The sequence below is a fragment of the Pseudomonas sp. 102515 genome (assembly GCF_031085165.1).
Lineage (GTDB): Bacteria > Pseudomonadota > Gammaproteobacteria > Pseudomonadales > Pseudomonadaceae > Chryseomonas.
In genome coordinates this window covers 250066-267568 of the sequence record NZ_JAVHTY010000004.1, presented here as the reverse complement: position 1 = coordinate 267568, position 17503 = coordinate 250066, and the positions used below count along the sequence as shown (strand labels likewise).

16 protein-coding genes and 1 pseudogene are annotated in these 17503 nt (G+C 66.9%); 10 read left to right on the top strand and 7 right to left on the bottom strand.

Annotated features, from left to right (window positions below):
- Positions 1-452: 452 nt before the first annotated feature.
- The 4 genes and pseudogenes from RCF34_RS23150 to eat all read right to left on the bottom strand — a co-directional run.
- Positions 453-1238, bottom strand: a pseudogene (locus RCF34_RS23150) (cache domain-containing protein); the annotation flags it as partial.
- 201 nt (positions 1239-1439) lie between these two features.
- Entirely contained in the window at positions 1440-2255 is an 816-nt protein-coding gene (eutC, locus tag RCF34_RS16850; protein ID WP_308709198.1) for an ethanolamine ammonia-lyase subunit EutC, read from the bottom strand.
- Positions 2256-2438: 183 nt separating this feature from the next.
- Positions 2439-3830: an ethanolamine ammonia-lyase subunit EutB gene (locus RCF34_RS16845; RefSeq protein WP_308709197.1), complete on the bottom strand. Its 1392-nt coding sequence runs from the start codon at positions 3828-3830 to the stop codon at positions 2439-2441.
- A 23-nt stretch (positions 3831-3853) separates the two neighbouring features.
- Positions 3854-5218 (bottom strand): ethanolamine permease, encoded by a 1365-nt coding sequence (eat, locus tag RCF34_RS16840; RefSeq protein WP_308709196.1) that lies wholly within the window; start codon positions 5216-5218, stop codon positions 3854-3856.
- 339 nt (positions 5219-5557) lie between these two features.
- Here eat and RCF34_RS16835 point away from each other — a divergent pair, with 339 nt between their 5' ends.
- The 6 genes from RCF34_RS16835 to ureC all read left to right on the top strand — a co-directional run bounded on the left by RCF34_RS16835 (position 5558) and on the right by ureC (position 10902).
- Positions 5558-6601: an AraC family transcriptional regulator gene (locus RCF34_RS16835; protein ID WP_308709195.1), complete on the top strand. Its 1044-nt coding sequence runs from the start codon at positions 5558-5560 to the stop codon at positions 6599-6601.
- Between the two features lie 390 nt (positions 6602-6991).
- Positions 6992-7831 carry an urease accessory protein UreD gene (locus tag RCF34_RS16830; RefSeq protein ID WP_308709194.1) on the top strand — a complete coding sequence of 280 codons (840 nt, stop codon included), beginning with the start codon at positions 6992-6994 and terminating at the stop codon, positions 7829-7831.
- 81 nt (positions 7832-7912) lie between these two features.
- Positions 7913-8215, top strand: a complete 303-nt coding sequence (gene ureA, locus RCF34_RS16825) for an urease subunit gamma (RefSeq protein ID WP_007162996.1) — start codon at positions 7913-7915, stop codon at positions 8213-8215.
- A 10-nt stretch (positions 8216-8225) separates the two neighbouring features.
- Positions 8226-8735 carry an N-acetyltransferase family protein gene (locus RCF34_RS16820; protein WP_308709193.1) on the top strand — a complete coding sequence of 170 codons (510 nt, stop codon included), beginning with the start codon at positions 8226-8228 and terminating at the stop codon, positions 8733-8735.
- Positions 8732-9037: an urease subunit beta gene (locus tag RCF34_RS16815; protein WP_308709191.1), complete on the top strand. Its 306-nt coding sequence runs from the start codon at positions 8732-8734 to the stop codon at positions 9035-9037. Before RCF34_RS16820 ends, RCF34_RS16815 begins: the two co-directional genes overlap by 4 nt.
- A 164-nt stretch (positions 9038-9201) precedes the next feature.
- A complete protein-coding gene (ureC, locus tag RCF34_RS16810; RefSeq protein WP_308709190.1) occupies positions 9202-10902 on the top strand; it encodes an urease subunit alpha in 1701 nt (566 codons plus the stop codon).
- A 147-nt stretch (positions 10903-11049) separates the two neighbouring features.
- Here ureC and RCF34_RS16805 read toward each other — a convergent pair whose 3' ends face one another.
- Both RCF34_RS16805 and RCF34_RS16800 read right to left on the bottom strand, forming a co-directional pair.
- Positions 11050-11580, bottom strand: coding sequence for a transposase (locus RCF34_RS16805; protein WP_308709500.1), 531 nt, complete (start codon positions 11578-11580; stop codon positions 11050-11052).
- Positions 11581-11697: 117 nt separating this feature from the next.
- The gene (locus RCF34_RS16800; RefSeq protein WP_308709189.1) at positions 11698-13104 is read right to left on the bottom strand and encodes an L-cystine transporter; all 1407 of its coding nucleotides are present in this window, start codon (positions 13102-13104) and stop codon (positions 11698-11700) included.
- Between the two features lie 232 nt (positions 13105-13336).
- On the opposite strand from RCF34_RS16800, the gene RCF34_RS16795 reads away from it, so the two are divergent.
- Both RCF34_RS16795 and RCF34_RS16790 read left to right on the top strand, forming a co-directional pair.
- Entirely contained in the window at positions 13337-13666 is a 330-nt protein-coding gene (locus RCF34_RS16795) for a hypothetical protein (RefSeq protein WP_007163001.1), read from the top strand.
- Between the two features lie 81 nt (positions 13667-13747).
- On the top strand, positions 13748-14296 hold the full coding sequence (locus tag RCF34_RS16790) for a glutathione peroxidase (RefSeq protein ID WP_308709188.1): 549 nt from the start codon (positions 13748-13750) through the stop codon (positions 14294-14296).
- A gap of 877 nt (positions 14297-15173) precedes the next feature.
- Here RCF34_RS16790 and azu read toward each other — a convergent pair.
- The gene (gene azu, locus RCF34_RS16785; RefSeq protein WP_308709187.1) at positions 15174-15623 is read right to left on the bottom strand and encodes an azurin; all 450 of its coding nucleotides are present in this window, start codon (positions 15621-15623) and stop codon (positions 15174-15176) included.
- A 330-nt stretch (positions 15624-15953) separates the two neighbouring features.
- Between azu and RCF34_RS16780 the strand changes: the two genes are divergently transcribed.
- Both RCF34_RS16780 and RCF34_RS16775 read left to right on the top strand, forming a co-directional pair.
- Positions 15954-16541, top strand: a complete 588-nt coding sequence (locus RCF34_RS16780; RefSeq protein WP_308709186.1) for a TIGR00730 family Rossman fold protein — start codon at positions 15954-15956, stop codon at positions 16539-16541.
- Positions 16542-16638: 97 nt separating this feature from the next.
- Positions 16639-17496, top strand: coding sequence for an SDR family oxidoreductase (locus RCF34_RS16775; protein WP_308709185.1), 858 nt, complete (start codon positions 16639-16641; stop codon positions 17494-17496).
- Positions 17497-17503: the final 7 nt, after the last annotated feature.

The window sequence follows — 17503 nt, the reverse complement described above, 5'->3', positions numbered from 1 at the left end:
GTGTTGCGCGCCACCTCGCCGGCACTGGCCGACATTTCGGTGATGGCCGTGGCCAGCAGGGTATTGTCTTCGCGCTGCTGTTCCGCCCGGTCGGCCAGGCCGTTGGAGAGTTGGGCCAGCTCGGTCGCCTGCCCTTGCAGCTGCGAAGCATCGGCGGCGATCCGGCGCAGCATCTCGCGCAGCGAGCCCGCGTAACGATTGACCGCTCCGCGCAGGCGGCCGATTTCATCGGCGCGGCTGATCTCCAACTCGGCAGCGTTGGCGCCCTCCTGGCCAAGCCGCTCGATCTGCAGCGTGGTCTCTTCCAACTGCGCCAGCAGCCGGCGGCCGGCGAACCAGGCCAGACCGAGCAGCACCGCCAGGAGCGGCAACAGCAACAGCAGCATCTGGCTGGTCAGGCGCGTGGCGAGTCCGGTGACCTGAGCTTCGGGCGTGACCAACCCAACCTGCCAACCGGTGGCGCCCATCGGCACCAGAGCGACGTAGGCGGCGCTGTTCAACCGGGGGTCGTGGGCGAGGCGCAAGGTCCGCTTACCGGACGGGTTGAGGGCGTCCGCCACTGCCTTGAACGGCGCGTCGCTGGCGACCACGTCAGCCAGTGTCGGTAGCCCTTCGGCCGCTTTGGCGCCGGGGAAATATAACAGGTTGCCGACGCGGTCGATGGCGAAGGCATAGCCCCCGGTGACACCGCCCTGCTTCTGCAGGAAGGCGGCGAGGCCGTCGAGCTTGAGGTCGATGGTCGCCACCCCGGCGAAGCGCCCCAACTGCTGGTAGGGCACACTGCAGGTGGTCATGGCGACCTTGCTCACCGGGTCCTGGTAGGCATCGGACCAGACACAACGGCCCGCCGGCGCCGCCCGGGCGCTGCTGTACCAAGCTTCCTGCTGGTAAGGCGCCGCCTGGGTGGCGTTGTAGTCGTCGGAGTAGTCCAGGCCGCCCGCGGCATTGCGTGCCCAGAAGAAGCTGCGCCGTGCCACGCCAGGAGTGAAGGCGTTGGGTTCGGGCCAGAGACCGCCGCCGGCGATGGCCGGATTGCCGCTGTCATCGATCACCCGGGGCAGGCTGGCCTGCACCAAGACCGCGTCGTGCGGCAGGGTCTCTGCGAGGCCGGCCATGGCGTCGACGGTGCCTTCGATGCGCGCGAGCTGCAGGGCCAGTTGGCGGGCGATGGCCGTGGCGGACTGCTCGGCCGCGGCGGTCCCGGCGGCGACCAGCTGCGGCTTGCCACCCAGTGCCATGACGGCATAGACGGCCAGCGCGGTGAGCCCCAGCAGAAAGAGCGCACCTACCGTCATACGAGCAGCGATGCGAGTCGGTAACAGGGTCATAGAGCGGCTCCTGAAGCGCAATGAACCAGTTTAGCGGCCGCAACGGGTAATCATTGAGAGCGAAGATCGCTTGAAACCACTGTACTAGACGAGTTTTCTAAAAAAGCGATGCTAAGGCGCGGTGAGGAAATTGCCGATTCGCGCGTTCTCCTGCCCACCCTCCAACAGCGGCACCTCGGCTTCGTCCTTGAGTTGCACGCCAGAGAGCCTGCGGCGATCCGCCTCGCGCATCAGATAGAGCAGCTTGTGCGCCGCCAGGCCATAGGCCAGCCCTTCCAGGCGCACGTTGGAGATGCAGTTGCGATAGGCGTCGTTTAGCCCTGGGCGCGGACCGTAGGTGAAGTAGAGCCCGAGGCTGTCGGGCGAACTCAGGCCCGGGCGCTCGCCGATCAGCATCACCAGCAGGCGCGCCTTGAGCAGCCCGCCGATTTCATCGCCCACCGCCACCCGCCCCTGCTCCACCAGCGTCACCGGCGCCCACCGCCAGCCGTCGGCCTGGGCCTGGTCGGCCAGCCGCTCCAGGAAAGGTAGCGCATGGCGATGCACCGCCAGGGCCGAGAGGCCGTCAGCGATGACCACGGCGACGTCGAAGCCCTCGGGATGCTCGGCGGCATAGGCCGCGAGTTCGCGGGCGGACTCCTCCGACAGCCTGCGCCCCAGGTCCGGCCGCTGCAGATAGGTATGGCGATCCGGCGCGGCGCTCTTGAGCACCAGGGTCTCGCGCCCCTGGGCAGCCAGGCCGTCACGCAAGGCCGGGTGGTCGAACGCCAGGTGCACCGCATCGCGGGCCTGGGCATGGGCAGCCTGGAAATCAAGCTGCGCAGCAGTCGGCAGGCTGGTGCCCGCGCGGCCCAGGGCGATGCGTGCCGGGGTGAGGCGACGCAATTCGGCCCAGGGGTCGGGACGGGCGGTGTCGGAGTCTTTCAAGGCAACCTCCTCGGTAGGTTGGGTTGAGACGGCTTCATCGTCGAAGCCCGACAAGCAAGGGTTGGGTCTGGTACTCGGCCCTTTCGTAGGTTGGGTCGAGACAGCACCACCGTCGAAGCCCAACAGGCCCGAGCCGGGCCGGTTGGGCTTCGCTAACGCTCAGCCCAACCGGCGAAAAACCATTCAAACCTGCGCCAACGCCCGCTGGAACGGCGCCGGCAGGCCCTCGCCAAGGCGGAAGCGGCCATCCTCCAGGCGCAGGATGCCCAGGCGGTCGAGCCAGGCGGCGAATTCCGGCGCCGGTTGCAGGCCCAGTACCTGGCGGGCGTAGAGGGCGTCGTGGAAGGAGGTGGTCTGGTAGTTGAGCATCACGTCGTCCGACCCAGGGATGCCCATGATGAAGTTGATGCCCGCTGCGCCCAGCAGGGTCAGCAGCATGTCCATGTCGTCCTGGTCGGCCTCGGCATGGTTGGTGTAGCAGATGTCGCACCCCATGGGCACGCCGAGCAGCTTGCCGCAGAAGTGATCCTCCAGCCCGGCGCGGATGATCTGCTTGCCGTTGTAGAGGTACTCCGGGCCGATGAAGCCGACCACGGTGTTGACCAGCAGCGGCTTGAATTTCCGCGCCACGGCGTAGGCGCGCACCTCGCAGGTCTGCTGGTCGACGCCATGGTGGGCCCCTGCGGAGAGGGCACTGCCCTGCCCCGTCTCGAAATACATGAGGTTGTCGCCCAGGGTGCCACGGCGTTGCGACAGCCCGGCTTCGTAGCCTTCCTGCAGCAGCGCCAGGCTGATGCCGAAGCTCTCGTTGGCGCCCTGGGTGCCGGCGATGGACTGGAACACCAGGTCCACCGGCGCACCACGCTCGATGGCGGCGATGCTGGTGGTGACGTGGGTCAGTACGCAGGACTGGGTGGGAATCTCGTAGCGCTGGATCACGGCGTCGAGCATCTTCAGCAGTTCGCAGATGCCGCTGGTGCTGTCGGTGGCCGGGTTGATGCCGATCACCGCATCGCCATTGCCATAGAGCAGGCCGTCGAGGACGCTGGCGGCGATGCCGGCCGGATCGTCGGTGGGGTGATTGGGCTGCAGCCGGGTCGACAGCCGTCCACGCAGGCCGATGGTGTTGCGAAAGCGGGTCACCACGCGGACCTTCTGCGCCACCAGGATCAGGTCCTGGATACGCATGATCTTGGACACCGCGGCGACCATCTCCGGGGTCAGCCCCGGCGCCAGGGCGGCAAGACTGGTCTCGTCGGCCGCCGGACCCAGCAGCCAGTCGCGGAAGCCGCCCACGGTGAGATGGGCGACCGGGGCGAAGGCCTGGGCATCGTGACTGTCCAGGATCAGCCGGGTGACCTCGTCGGCTTCGTAGGGGATCACCACCTCGCTGAGGAAGTGCTTGAGCGGCACCTCGGCCAGCGCCATCTGCGCCGCCACCCGCTCGACGTCGCTGCCGGCGGCGACCCCGGCCAGGACATCCCCGGAACGCGCCGGGGTGGCCTTGGCCAGCAGTTCCTTGAGATCGGCGAAACGCCAGGTCTGGCCGCCCACGCTGTGCTCAAAACCGCTCATGCTACCTCCTCGGGTTGCGCTGCTCAGGCCTCGCCGAAGGCGGCGTCGGGAGCGATGTCGCCCTGTCTACGGCTGAGACCGCAGACCAGCGCGCCTATCACCATCAGCACCACGAAGACACTGGCGATCACCGGGTTGTACCAGACCATGGCGATCAGGCAGACCACCGCCAGCACCAGGGCGATGGCCGGCACCACCGGATAGCCGGGGGCGCGGAAGGTGCGCTCCAGGTTCGGCTCGCTGCGCCGCAGCTTGAACAGACTGAGCATGCTCATGATGTACATGACGATGGCGCCGAACACGCTCATGGTGATCATGGCGGCGGTCAGGGTCAGGCCCTGCAGGCTGATAACGCCGTCGCTGAAGATGGCGGCGATGCCCACCACGCCACCCGCCAGCACCGCCCGGTGCGGGGTCTGGAAGCGCGACAGCTTGGCCAGGCCGCGGGGCAGGAAGCCGGCGCGAGCCAGGGCGAAGAACTGCCGGGAATAGCCGAGGATGATGCCGTGGAAGCTGGCCACCAGACCGAACAGGCCGATGCCCACCAGCAGGTGCAGCCACACCGAACCCTCGCCCACCACGCCCTTCATGGCCTGCGGCAGCGGGTCGTTGATGTTGGACAGGGCGCGCCAGTCACCCACCCCGCCGGCGAAGATCATCACGCCGATGGCCAGGGTCACCAGGGTGAGGATGCCGGCGATGTAGGCCTTGGGTATGGTCCGCTTGGGGTCCTTGGCTTCCTCGGCGGCCATGGCCGCGCCCTCGATGGCGAGAAAGAACCAGATGGCGAAGGGAATGGCGGCGAACATGCCGCCCACCGCGGCCAGGGAGAACTGGTCCTGGCCAGCCCAGCCGCCGCTGGTGAAGTTGGTCAGGCTGAAGCCCGGCGCCACCACCCCCATGAAGATCAGGAGCTCGATCACCGCCAGCACCGTGACCACCAGTTCGAAGGTGGCGGCGATGCTCACCCCGAGGATGTTCAGGGTCATGAAGATGAAATAGGCCGCCACCGCGCAGAGCTTGGGATCGAGGGTGGGAAACTGCACGTTGAGGTAGGCGCCGATGGCCATGGCGATGGCCGGCGGCGCGAAGACGAATTCGATCAGGGTGGCGATGCCGGCGATGGTGCCACCCGTGGGACCGAAGGCCCGCCGGCTGTAGGCGAAGGGCCCGCCGGCGTGGGGAATGGCGGTGGTCAGTTCGGTGAAGCTGAAGATGAAGCAGGTGTACATCACCGCCACCACCAGCGCGGTGATCAGGAAGCCCAGGGTGCCGGCGACGCCCCAGCCGTAGCTCCAGCCGAAGTATTCCCCGGAGATCACCAGCCCCACGGCGATGCCCCAGAGGTGCAGGGTGCCGAGGGTCGGCTTGAGTTTCTCGTTGGTCATGACAGGCCACTCCCCGTGTAGCGACGTGATCCGAATGGGTCACCGCGATCCCGCGATGCCCGGCCTTTTCGAGCTTAAACAGCTCAGGGCCGCGCCGACTTGACCGCTCGGCACGGTCGCCGTGACCGCGGGTCAAGTCGGCGTTACCCCTCTTCCCAGGGTGCTACCCGAGACCGCACCACCCTGGTGCGGCACCCGACCGCCCGCCCCGCGATGAAGCACGCCAAGGCACCCAATAGCGTGAAGCCTTCGGTATTTCGACCCTGGTGGAGGACGGCTTTCCACCCCAGGGCACAGCCTTTGCTTCATTCGTGCCGATCCCCTCCCTGGACCCGCACCATGCCCCTGGCCGCCTCCGGCTTCGCCGCCCTGACCTCACCGTCGCGCAACCTCGGCGTGCTCTCCGCCGCCGCCAGTGGCCTGGACGCCGTCATCACCAGCCACGGCGGCGACGTCGATCGCATTTTCGGCACCGCCGGCATCGACCCCGAACAGCTGCAGCACCCCACGCTGAGCCTGGGCCTGGGCAATTACTGCCGGGTCCTGGAAGAGGCCGCCGCCCAGTCCGGCTGCGACAATTTCGGTCTGCACTACGGCGGGCAATTCAAGCCGCAGAGGCTCGGCCTGCTGGGCTACGTGGGGCTCTGCTCGCCGACCGCCGAGGCGGCCCTGCAGAACTTCGCCGCCGCCTTTCCCTTCCATCAGCACAGCACCCTGATCCAGCTGGTGGACGCCGGTGACTGCTGGCGCTTCGACTACCAGGTGCGCCACGGCGCCATCGTCGCCCGCCGCCAGGACGCCGAGCTGACCCTGGGCATGCTGCTCAACCTGTTGCGCCATGTGCTCGGCCCCACCTGGGCGCCGCGCGCGGTGCAATTCGAACATCCGCGCCCCGAGGGCTGGCACGAACACCGGCGGCTGTTCGATGCCCCGGTCAGCTTCGGCCAGCCCTGCAACGCCATGCTGGTGCCCAAGGCCGACCTGCGCGGCCGCGCCATGCCCGACCACGATCCGCTGCTCCTGCTGGTGGTGCAGGACGCCATCCGCCAACTCGGCCAGCGCCTGCCGCAGATGGAACTGCTCGAAGAAGTCCGCGCCTCGGTGCGCCTGGCGCTGCCCCTGGGCGAGCCCAGCCTGGAGTCCATCGCCCAGCGCCTGGACCTGTCCACCAGCCAGCTGCAACGGCGCCTGCGCGACCAGGGCGCGAGCTTCTCGGCGCTGGTCGAGGGCGTTCGCCGCGACCTGGCGCAGCACTACCTGCGGCAGCGGCTGCCAGTCACCGACCTGGCGCCGCTGCTGGGCTATTCGGAAACGAGCGCCTTTTCGCGGGCGTTTCGGCGGTGGTTCCAGGTGAGTCCGCGGCAGTGGCGGGAAATTTCGTAAAACGGATTGGGGAAGCGCACCCCGAACGCCGGCTGACGTAGGTTGGCGCTGAGCGTAGCGAAGCCCAACACTTGGAGTTTTGGCTTATCACTGCACTGGCTGATTATCGAGTGCTTTGATGGTTCTTATTTCGCCGACCTGGGCGAAACAAAACCATCAACAGACCTCGATAAGTAGCTAGAGCACTGAAAAACCAAGGTATATAGGCCAACCTCCGCCCCGGTGGGCTTCGCTACGCTCAGCGCCAACCTACCCAACTGGCAAAAGTAAGACGCTGGTCAGGCGAAACAGGGTCTCTAGAGCGCCCCCGCCTCACAGATACCACCCACCCGGTCAGATTCTTGCAAGGGCCTCCCCAAACAGCCCCAACCAGAACAACGACCACCCCCGATGACCTCCGCCCTGCCCCCCGCCCTCTTCACTCCCGCCTGGCTGGCGCGCCTGGAGCTGGCCTATGCCCGCCAGGGCGACTGGAGCCGGCCGACCACCCGCCGCCATCTCGGTCCGTTACGGGTGCAGAAACACCTCCACGCCGAAGGCCCCGAGGTCTGCCAGCACATCATCGTCCATCCACCAGGTGGCATCGCCGGGGGCGATCGGCTGGACATCGACGTCAGCGTCGGCGAAAACGCCTGGGCCCAGCTCACCAGCCCCGGGGCGGCCAAGTGGTACCGCGCCGACAGCGCGGCGCACCAGCAGATCGAGCTGGGCGTGGCCGCTGGCGCCACCCTGGAGTGGCTGCCCCAGGAGACCATCGTCTTCTCCGGCGCCCAGGCCCATCTGGCCACCCGCATCGACCTGGCAGGCGATGCCCGCCTCTGCTACTGGGACATCGTCGCCCTGGGCCGCCCGGCCAGTGCCGAGCGCTTCACCGAAGGCCTGTTCCAGGCGCACCTGGACATCCGTCGCGACGGCACGCCACTGTGGCACGAGCGCCAGCGCCTGGTCGGCGCGGATCGCTTGCTGGACTCGCCCATCGGCCTCGCCGGTCAGCCGGTGTTCGCCACCCTGCTGATCACCGGCACCCTGGACGCCGACACCCTGGCGCGTTGCCGCGAACTCGACCTGCCGGTCCGCGGCGACCTGACCCAGCTGCCCGGCCTGGTGGTCGCCCGCTGCCTGGCCGCCGAATCGCTGCAGGCGCGCGCCTGGCTGATCGAGGTCTGGCGCCTGCTGCGCCCGGCCCTGCTCGGCCGTGCCGCCGTGCCACCGCGGATCTGGAGCACCTGAGGCCGCGACACACTCTTGTAGGCGCGGCCCACGACCGCGATGATCGACCTTCCTTGACCGAACCTGCCAACCGGAACACCCATGGACCTGACGCCCCGCGAAAAAGACAAGCTGCTCATCTTCACCGCCGGCCTGGTGGCCGAACGCCGCCTGGCGCGTGGGGTGAAGCTCAACTACCCGGAAGCCATGGCGCTGATCTCCGCCGCCCTGCTCGAAGGCGCCCGTGACGGTCGCACCGTCGCCGAGCTGATGCACTACGGCACCACCCTGCTGACCCGCGACCAGGTGATGGAAGGCGTCCCGGAGATGATCCCGGAGATCCAGGTGGAAGCCACCTTCCCCGACGGGACCAAGCTCGTCACCGTCCACCAGCCGATCGCCTAGGGAGGCCGCCATGAGCCTGATCGTCCGCGACGCCATCCCTGCCGACCTGCCGGCCGTGCTGCACATCTACAACGACGCCGTCAGCAACACCACGGCGATCTGGAACGAGACCCCCGTGGACCTGGCCAACCGCCAGGCCTGGTTCGACCTGCGTGCTACCCAGGGCTACCCGATCCTGGTCGCCGAAAATGCCATAGGCACGGTGGTGGGCTACGCCTCCTTCGGCGACTGGCGGCCCTTCGAGGGCTTTCGCCACACCGTCGAGCACTCGGTCTATATCCACCCCGACCAGCGCGGCCAGGGCATCGGCCCGCGGCTGATGACGGTGCTCATCGAACGCGCCCGCGCCTGCGACAAGCACGTGATGGTGGCCGCCATCGAAAGTGGCAACCAGGCCTCCATCCGCCTGCACGAACGACTGGGCTTCATCACCACCGGGCAGATGCCCCAGGTCGGCATCAAGTTCGGTCGCTGGCTGGACCTCACCTTCATGCAACTGATGCTGGAGCAGCGCCCATGATCCCCGGCGAATACCAGATCCAGGACGGCGACATCGAACTCAATGCCGGCCGCCGCACCTTGAGCCTGACCGTCGCCAACAGCGGCGACCGGCCGATCCAGGTGGGCTCCCACTACCATTTCCACGAGACCAACGACGCCCTGCTGTTCGACCGTGCACTGGCCCGCGGCATGCGCCTGAACATCGCCGCCGGCACCGCCGTGCGCTTCGAACCAGGGCAGAGTCGCGAGGTGGAACTGGTCGAGCTGGCTGGCCTGCGCACCGTCTACGGCTTCGCCGGGCGGGTGATGGGCAGGTTGTAGGGGCACTCGGGCTCTTCGCCTTTTACGCGCGCCCTCACCCAACCCCCTCCCAAGGGGAGAGGGGGTCAAGAACAGACACCCTGCCACCCGCTCTTCCCCCTCTCCCTCCGCAAGAGGGTCGGAGTGAGGGCAAACCGGACCATCTCCATTCGGGATTCACACCTATGAAAATCTCCCGCCAAGCCTATGCCGACATGTTCGGCCCCACCACCGGCGACCGGGTGCGCCTGGCCGATACCGATCTCTGGATCGAGGTCGAGCAGGACCACACCGTCTACGGCGAAGAAGTGAAATTCGGGGGCGGCAAGGTCATCCGCGACGGCATGGGCCAGAGCCAGCTGCTGGCGGCCGAGGTGGTCGACACCGTCATCACCAATGCGCTGATCGTCGACCACTGGGGCATCGTCAAGGCCGATGTCGGCCTCAAGCAGGGCCGCATCCACGCCATCGGCAAGGCCGGCAACCCGGACATCCAGCCCGACGTCAGCGTACCCATCGGCGCCGCCACCGAGGTCATCGCCGGCGAGGGCATGATCCTCACCGCCGGTGGCATCGACTCCCACATCCACTTCATCTGCCCGCAGCAGATCGAAGAGGCGCTGATGAGCGGCACCACCACCATGATCGGCGGCGGCACCGGCCCGGCCACCGGCACCTATGCCACCACCGTGACCCCGGGTCCCTGGCACATGGCGCAGATGCTCAAGGCGGCCGACGCCTTTCCCATGAACATCGGCTTCACCGGCAAGGGCAACGCCAGCCTGCCCGGGCCGCTGGAAGAGCAGGTACGCGCCGGCGCCATCGGCTTGAAACTCCACGAGGACTGGGGCACCACCCCCGCCGCCATCGACAACTGCCTGGCGGTGGCCGATCGCTTCGACATCCAGGTGGCCATCCACACCGACACCCTCAACGAATCCGGCTTCGTCGAGACCACCCTGGGCGCCTTCAAGGGTCGCACCATCCACACCTACCACACCGAGGGCGCCGGGGGCGGCCACGCGCCGGACATCATCAAGGCCTGCGGCTTCCCCAACGTGCTGCCCAGCTCCACCAACCCGACGCGGCCCTTCACCAAGAACACCATCGACGAGCACCTGGACATGCTCATGGTCTGCCACCACCTGGACCCGAGCATCGCCGAGGACGTGGCCTTCGCCGAGAGTCGCATTCGCCGCGAGACCATCGCCGCCGAGGACATCCTCCACGACCTCGGCGCCTTCGCCATGATCAGCTCCGACAGCCAGGCCATGGGCCGTGTCGGCGAGGTCATCACCCGCACCTGGCAGACCGCCGACAAGATGAAGAAGCAACGCGGCCCGCTGCCCGAGGACGGCGCCGGCAACGACAACTTCCGGGTCAAGCGCTACATCGCCAAGTACACCATCAACCCGGCCATCACCCATGGCATCAGCCATGAGGTGGGCTCTATCGAGGTGGGCAAGTTCGCCGACCTGGTGCTCTGGCGTCCGGCCTTCTTCGGCGTCAAGCCGACCCTGATCCTCAAGGGCGGCGCCATCGCCGCCAGTCTGATGGGTGACGCCAACGCCTCCATCCCCACCCCGCAACCGGTGCACTACCGCCCCATGTTCGGCAGCTACGCCGGCATGCTCCACGACACCAGCCTGACCTTCATCAGCCAGGCCGCCTTCGAGGCGGGGGTGCCCGAACAACTGGGGCTGAAGAAGCGTATCGGGGTGGTGAAAGGCTGCCGCACCGCACAGAAGAGCGACCTCATCCACAACGACTATCTGCCGACCATCGAGGTCGATCCGCAGAACTACCAGGTCAGGGCCGACGGCCAGCTGCTCTGGTGCGAACCGGCCGAGGTGCTGCCGATGGCGCAGCGGTATTTCCTTTTCTAGCGGGCCTGTTCTGACGAGGCACAGGGAATGTTGGGCTGCGCTACGCTCGACCCCACCTACGGGTGCCCGACGTTGCTTGGGCACGGCGTGGAGGGTTGCACCGCGTAGGTTGGCGCTGAGCGCAGCGAAGTCCAACACGACCAACCCTCACCGCTCGCCCACCGCCCACTCCTCATCGCGCTGTCCTGCCCAATCGGCCGGCAGGACGCCCGCTCGCACATAGCGATGGATGGACGAATAGGGCCACTCCACCGCCCTACGCGCATGGCCGTGCCTCACCGGGTTGAAGTGGATGTAATCGAAATGTCGCTGCAGATCCCGCTCGTCGCGGATCCGGTGCTCCCAATAGCGTCCTTGCCAAACGCCGCGTTCGCGTTTCAGTCGCCGCGACAGATTCACCGTCTGCAACGGCGGTAACTGACGGGAGAAGCCTGCCTTGATCAGGCTCCAACGCAGCGGATAGTCACCATCGTCGTCCGGCAGGCGCCAGAGCGCGTGCAGGTGATCGGGGAGGACCACCATGGCGAGGATATCGAAGGGATGCCGGACCTTCACCTCGCGCATGGCCTGCCTGAGCGATCCGATATGGTCGACGAGCAGGGTGGCCGAGCGGTCGTTGAGATTGAGCGTGAAAAAGAAGATGCCGCCCGCGGCGCGGCTGCGTCGATCGTCCAAGATCACCGTCCTTGGTGAAGGAAAAGGCGCATTCTAGAGCCTTTTCTGGTGCCTTTGGATAGATCGTGCCTGTTGGGCTTCGCTTTCGCTCGACCCAACCTACGCAAAGCCCTCCGCCGCTCAGCCGCGACTGATCGGTGCGGCCGGGGCTTCGGCGCGGTCGTTGCGGTCGTAGGTGGCCTTGTCCAGCTGGCCCATCCAGCGCGCGGTCAGGGTGCCGGCGGTCATGGAGCCGTTGACGTTGAGGGCGGTACGGCCCATGTCGATCAGCGGCTCGATGGACACCAGCAGCGCCACCAGGGTGACCGGCAGGCCGAGGGCCGGCAGCACGATCAGGGCGGCGAAGGTGGCGCCGCCGCCCACACCGGCGACACCCGCCGAACTCAGGGTGACGATGCCGACCAGGGTGGCGATCCACAGAGGATCGAAGGGATCGATGCCCAGGGTCGGGGCGACCATCACCGCCAGCATGGCCGGATAGAGCCCGGCGCAGCCGTTCTGGCCGATGGTGGCACCGAAGGAGGCGGCGAAGCTGGCGATGGCCGGCGGCACGCCGAGGCGCTCGGTCTGGGCCTCGATGCTCAGCGGGATGGTCGCCGCGCTGGAGCGGCTGGTGAAGGCGAAGCTCAGCACCGGCCAGACCTTGGGAAAGAAGCGCGCTGGCGACAGGCCGCTCAGGGTCAGCAGCAGCGCGTGCACGCCGAAGAGGATGCCCAGGCCCAGGTAGGAGGCGATCAGGAAGGTGCCCAGCTTGAGCACGTCCTGGGGGCTGGCGGTGGCCACCATCTTGGTCATCAGCGCCAGCACGCCATAGGGGGTGAGTTGCAGCAGCAGGCGCACCAGCTTCATCACCCAGGCCTGGAGCACGTCGATGCCGGCCAGCACCTTCTCGCCGCGAACCGGATCGTCACGCTGCAGGCGCAAGGCGGCGACGCCGAGGAAGGCGGCGAAGATCACCACGCTGATGATGGAGGTGGGATTGGCGCCGGCAAGATCGGCGAAGGGATTCTTCGGAATGAAGGACAGCAGCAGCTGCGGCACCGACAGGTCCGCCACCTTGCCGACATAGCTGTTCTGCAGGGCGGTCAGGCGCGCGGTTTCCTGGGCGCCTTGCACCAGGTCTTCGGCGCTCAGGCCGAACAGCCAGGTGACCAGCACCCCGACCAGGGCGGCGATGGCGGTGGTGAACAACAGGGTGCCCAGCGTCAGCAGGCTGATGCGTCCCATGGAGGACGCTTCGCGCAGCCGCGCCACGGCCGCCAGGATGGAGGCGAACACCAGCGGCATGATGCTCATCTGCAGCAGTTGCACATAGCCGTTGCCGACCAGGTTGAACCAGCCAATGGAGGTCTTGAGCACCGGGGCGTCATGCCCGTAGAGGAGTTGCAGCACCAGGCCGAAGGCCACGCCCAGGGCGAGGCCGATGAAGACGCGCACGGCCAGGCTCCAGCCGGTGTTGCGGGTTCGCGCCAGCAGGCCGAGCAGCACGGCGAAGGCGACGAGGTTCAGGACGAGAGGCAGATTCACACGAGGTCTCCAAAACGGCGCCCGGCGCGGCCGCCGGGCGAGAGGCGGGCGATGGTAGCAGCTCGCAGCGCCCGGGCTTAGATCGAGGCGCTATCACCTGATAACCCTGGGACCTTGGGAGGAGCGGTCCTATCGCCGGGGCGAACGGTATTTCCCTGGCGCCTTGCGCTGCTAGAGTGCGCCCCGTCGGGAAACGATGCCCGACGCTGCCCACCAGAAAAGGAGTCACCCCATGCAACGTTTCGCCAAGCTCGCCGCCTCTTTCGCCCTCGCCGCCGCCGTCGCCGGCTGCACCGGCACCGCGATGAAGACGCAGAACCTGGATCCGTCGCAGTACACCGTCGTCGGTCATGGCGAAGGCAAGGCCACCGGCCTCATGATCCTAGGCTTCATCCCGGTCCAGCAGAACGACCGCTTCGTGCGCGCCCAGCAGGCCGCCATCAAATCCCGTGGCGGCGATGCCCTGATCAACGCCCAGGTGCAGGAAAACTGGTTCTGGGCCTATGTCCTGAACGGCTACACCACCACCGTTTCCGGCGACGTGGTCAAGCTCAAGCGCTGAGTCCCGCTCGACCGACAGGCGCCGCCCACCCGGGCGGCGTTTTTGCGCTAGGCTGGCACCTTCTCCCCGAGGAAGCCGACCATGACCGCGACCCTGATGAAACTCCCGCTGCAATCCATCGACGGCGAAACCCTGACCCTGGAGCGCTACCTGGGCAAGGTGCTGCTGGTGGTGAACGTCGCCTCCAAGTGCGGCCTCACCAGCCAGTACGAGGGCCTGGAACGCCTCTACGAGGCCCAGCGCGAGCGCGGCCTGGAAGTGCTCGGCTTTCCCGCCAACGACTTCAAGCAGCAGGAGCCCGGCAGCGATGCCGAGATCAAGGAATTCTGCACCCTCACCTATGGCGTGCAATTCCCGCTGTTCGCCAAGCTCAGCGTGGTGGGTGAAGACCAGCATCCGCTCTATGCGGAACTGACCCAGGCGCAGCCCGAGGCCACCGGCGACGGCCCCTTCCGCGAGCGCATGCTGAGCCGCGGCGGCAGCCCCAATCCCAAGCCCGAGGTGCTGTGGAACTTCGAGAAATTCCTGATCGGACGCAATGGCGAGGTGGTGGGGCGCTTCGCGCCGGATGTGACGGCGGATGATCCGCGGCTGGTGGCGGCCATCGAGAAGGAATTGGCGAAGGGTTGAGGACTGGCATCGGTAGGTTGGGTTGAGCGGGAGCGAAGCCCAACGGTGTTAGGGTTGATCTTCATATCGGTGCCCAGCTTCTTATCGAATGCCCTGATGATTTTGGTTTCGCCCAGCCAGGCGAGTCACTTTTGCCAGTCGCGGCAAAAGTAACCAAAAACGCTTGCCCCACCATACGGCCCTACGCTTCGCTCCGGGTTCGCTCACGCCAGCACCGCTCCGGGGTCGGCCTACACGGGCCGTCCATGGCCCGTTAGGCCTCTCGCCGCATCCATGCGGCTCGACCCACTCCACGACACTGGCGTTCGCCCTCCTGAACGGGGCGATTCGCCAGCCTGAAAGTGTTGGTTGAAGAAGTACGAAGAGTTCGTAATCCGTAGCGTGGACAACGGCGAAGCCTTGTCCACAAGGATCGGCGTTACGCACCAGCGGAAAACGCTGCGCGGTTTTCCACGCTACGAATATCCAAACACTACAGCTTCAGGCTGGCACCTCGTCCCCGTCAGTGAGGCCGAGTTTCGGTGTCGTGGCGGGGGTTGCAAGGCAGGACGCCGAGCAAGGCACGAGGGTCAGGAAGCCCCTTCGTGCCGTGCCCCCGCCACGGCGCCGGAGCGAGGGCACCCGGAGCGCAGCGGAGGGCCGAAACGTGGGGTGTGCTTTCTTTTGCTTACTTTTCTTTGCACCGGGCGGCGATCCGCAAGCAAAGAAAAGTGAGTCGCCGGCCAGGCGAAATAGGGGCAGCAGCAATGCCGGTAAACAGCTAGGGCAACCAACTTCAAAGCCGTTGAGCTTCGCTAACGCTCAACCCAACCTACAGGCGTCTCCTGCTCAAGAGGTCGGATTGCGACGGTCGATCGCCACAACCCAACCTTCCCCCTCAACCCCGCTGCAACACGCCCCGCATGGAGCCGAAATGGCCTGGGAAGGAACAGAAGAAGCTGTATTCCTTGCCCGCTTCCAGGGCCCCGGTATCGAAGGTCACGGAGTCCTTCTCGCCACCACCCAGCATGCGGGTATGGGCGATGATGCGTTCGTCGCCCTCGGGCAGGTAGCCCTTGTCTTCGCCCGCATCCATGCCGGCGGCGTCGACGGCCGAGGCATCGGTGGAACGGGTCAGCACCCAGTTGTGGCCCATGACGTTCTTGGGCAGGCTGCCGTTGTGGATCAGTTCGACGGTAAAGGTCTTGCACGAGGCCGGGACCTGGATCGAGGCGCGGCTGTAGGTCATCTGGTCGCCGGCTTCGATCTGGGTGGTACAGCGGTCGGCGGCCCAGGCGCCGGTACTTCCCAGGGCGAACAGTGCGGCGGCAAAAAGCGTGGATTTCATGAACCCTCCGGATGCGTGAAAGTCGCCAGTCAGACCGATGCGAGGGTGGCGGGTTCCAGCGGCCATGGCAAGGGAACGGCTTCGCTCTATCGCCTCCATCGAAACCTTTGCCAGGTCGCCGGGCCTTACCTCTGGGTACTATCCCTCCATCATCCGCCAGCCAAGGACGCCCGCCATGACCCTTACCGCCCTGCTGCACGAGTTGTTCGCCAACTATGCCCAGGCCGCCAGTGGCAATGCGCCGGAAGCGGCTTCCCTCGCGCGATGAGGGTGCTTTGCTCCGGCGGAGCGGGCGGCTAGGCTAGGCGCTTTGCCTGCCTAGGAGTCCCCATGTCGCTGAAAACCGTCTGTGTCTTCTGTGGCGCCAAGCCCGGTGCCTCGCCTGTCTTCGCCGAAGCGGCCGCGCACCTCGGGCGTACCCTCGCCGAGCGCGGCCTCACCCTGGTCTATGGGGGCGGCAAGGTCGGCCTGATGGGCGTGGTCGCCGATGCCGCCCTGGCCGCCGGTGGCGAAGTCATCGGCATCATTCCCCAGAGTCTCAAGACCGCCGAGCTGGGCCATACCGGCTGTACCCGGCTGGAAGTGGTCGACGGCATGCATGCGCGCAAGGCGCGGATGGCGGAGCTGGCCGATGCCTTCGTCGCCCTCCCCGGCGGCCTGGGCACCCTGGAGGAACTCTTCGAGGTCTGGACCTGGGGTCAGCTCGGCTATCACGCCAAGCCCATGGGCCTCCTGGAGGTCGATGGCTTCTATGCCCAACTGGAGGGCTTCCTCGATCACCTGGTCACCCAGGGCTTCGTCGCCGCGCCGCACCGCGCGATGCTGCAGGTGGAGGCTTCGCCAACCGCCCTGCTAGACGCCCTCGCCGCCTGGCAACCCACGGTGCCACCGCGCTGGGCCGAATCGGCACCCCGCTAGCGCCGGTACACCGCCCGTCCCGGGCCTCGAACCCTCGCCGCTTGTGGCCTGTCGGTACTGACAGGCCCGCAAAAGTTACCGCGACGAGGATTCTCCCATGACCGATTTCCCCAAAGCCCCGATGCCGGAACAGCAGCAGGAGGTTCCCGGCCTGCAATCACGCATGAATCCGGTGCCGGACTGCGGTGAACAGAGCTACAAGGGCTCTGGCCGCCTGACCGGCAAGAAGGCCCTGATCACCGGTGGTGACAGTGGCATCGGCCGCGCCGTGGCCATCGCCTTCGCCCGCGAGGGCGCCGATGTCGCCATCAGCTACCTGAACGAACACGAAGACGCCGAGGACACCGCCCGCCTGGTGCGCGAAGCCGGCCGCGAGGCCCTACTGCTGCCTGGCTGCCTGTCCAAGCGCGAGCAGTGCCTGGCGGTGGTGGACGAGACCGTGGCCGCCTTTGGCCGCATCGATGTGCTGGTCAACAACGCCGCCTTCCAGATGACCCACGAAACCCTCGAGGAGATTCCCGACGACGAGTGGGTCTACACCTTCGATGTGAACATCACCGCCATGTTTCGCATCACCCAGGCCGCGATAAAGCACATGGGCCAGGGTGCCTCCATCATCAACACCACCTCGGTGAACTCGGACATGCCGCGGCCGACGCTGCTGGCCTATGCCACCACCAAGGGGGCCATCGCCAACTTCACCGCGGGCCTGGCTCAGCTGCTCGGCGAGAAGGGTATCCGCGCCAACAGCGTGGCTCCCGGCCCCATCTGGACCCCCCTGATCCCCGCCACCATGCCGCCGGAGCAGGTCAAGGAATTCGGCGGCAATACCCCGCTGGGCCGTCCCGGCCAGCCGGTGGAGCTGGCGCCGGTCTACGTGATGCTAGCCTCGGATGAATCCAGCTACACCTCGGGCGCGCGCATCGCCGTCACCGGCGGCAAGCCGATCCTCTAAATGCCTC

What these genes read in the sequence shown, in the direction of transcription:
- RCF34_RS16845 (WP_308709197.1), bottom strand. Translation starts at nt 3,830, where the DNA reads ATGAGCGGTTTTGAGCACAGCGTGGGCGGCCAGACCTGGCGTTTCGCC.
- RCF34_RS16830 (WP_308709194.1), top strand. Translation starts at nt 6,992, where the DNA reads ATGACCTCCGCCCTGCCCCCCGCCCTCTTCACTCCCGCCTGGCTGGCG.
- RCF34_RS16820 (WP_308709193.1), top strand. Translation starts at nt 8,226, where the DNA reads ATGAGCCTGATCGTCCGCGACGCCATCCCTGCCGACCTGCCGGCCGTG.
- RCF34_RS16780 (WP_308709186.1), top strand. Translation starts at nt 15,954, where the DNA reads ATGTCGCTGAAAACCGTCTGTGTCTTCTGTGGCGCCAAGCCCGGTGCC.
- RCF34_RS16790 (WP_308709188.1), top strand. Translation starts at nt 13,748, where the DNA reads ATGACCGCGACCCTGATGAAACTCCCGCTGCAATCCATCGACGGCGAA.
- RCF34_RS16795 (WP_007163001.1), top strand. Translation starts at nt 13,337, where the DNA reads ATGCAACGTTTCGCCAAGCTCGCCGCCTCTTTCGCCCTCGCCGCCGCC.
- ureC (WP_308709190.1), top strand. Translation starts at nt 9,202, where the DNA reads ATGAAAATCTCCCGCCAAGCCTATGCCGACATGTTCGGCCCCACCACC.
- eat (WP_308709196.1), bottom strand. Translation starts at nt 5,218, where the DNA reads ATGACCAACGAGAAACTCAAGCCGACCCTCGGCACCCTGCACCTCTGG.
- RCF34_RS16815 (WP_308709191.1), top strand. Translation starts at nt 8,732, where the DNA reads ATGATCCCCGGCGAATACCAGATCCAGGACGGCGACATCGAACTCAAT.
- RCF34_RS16835 (WP_308709195.1), top strand. Translation starts at nt 5,558, where the DNA reads ATGCCCCTGGCCGCCTCCGGCTTCGCCGCCCTGACCTCACCGTCGCGC.
- azu (WP_308709187.1), bottom strand. Translation starts at nt 15,623, where the DNA reads ATGAAATCCACGCTTTTTGCCGCCGCACTGTTCGCCCTGGGAAGTACC.
- RCF34_RS16775 (WP_308709185.1), top strand. Translation starts at nt 16,639, where the DNA reads ATGACCGATTTCCCCAAAGCCCCGATGCCGGAACAGCAGCAGGAGGTT.
- ureA (WP_007162996.1), top strand. Translation starts at nt 7,913, where the DNA reads ATGGACCTGACGCCCCGCGAAAAAGACAAGCTGCTCATCTTCACCGCC.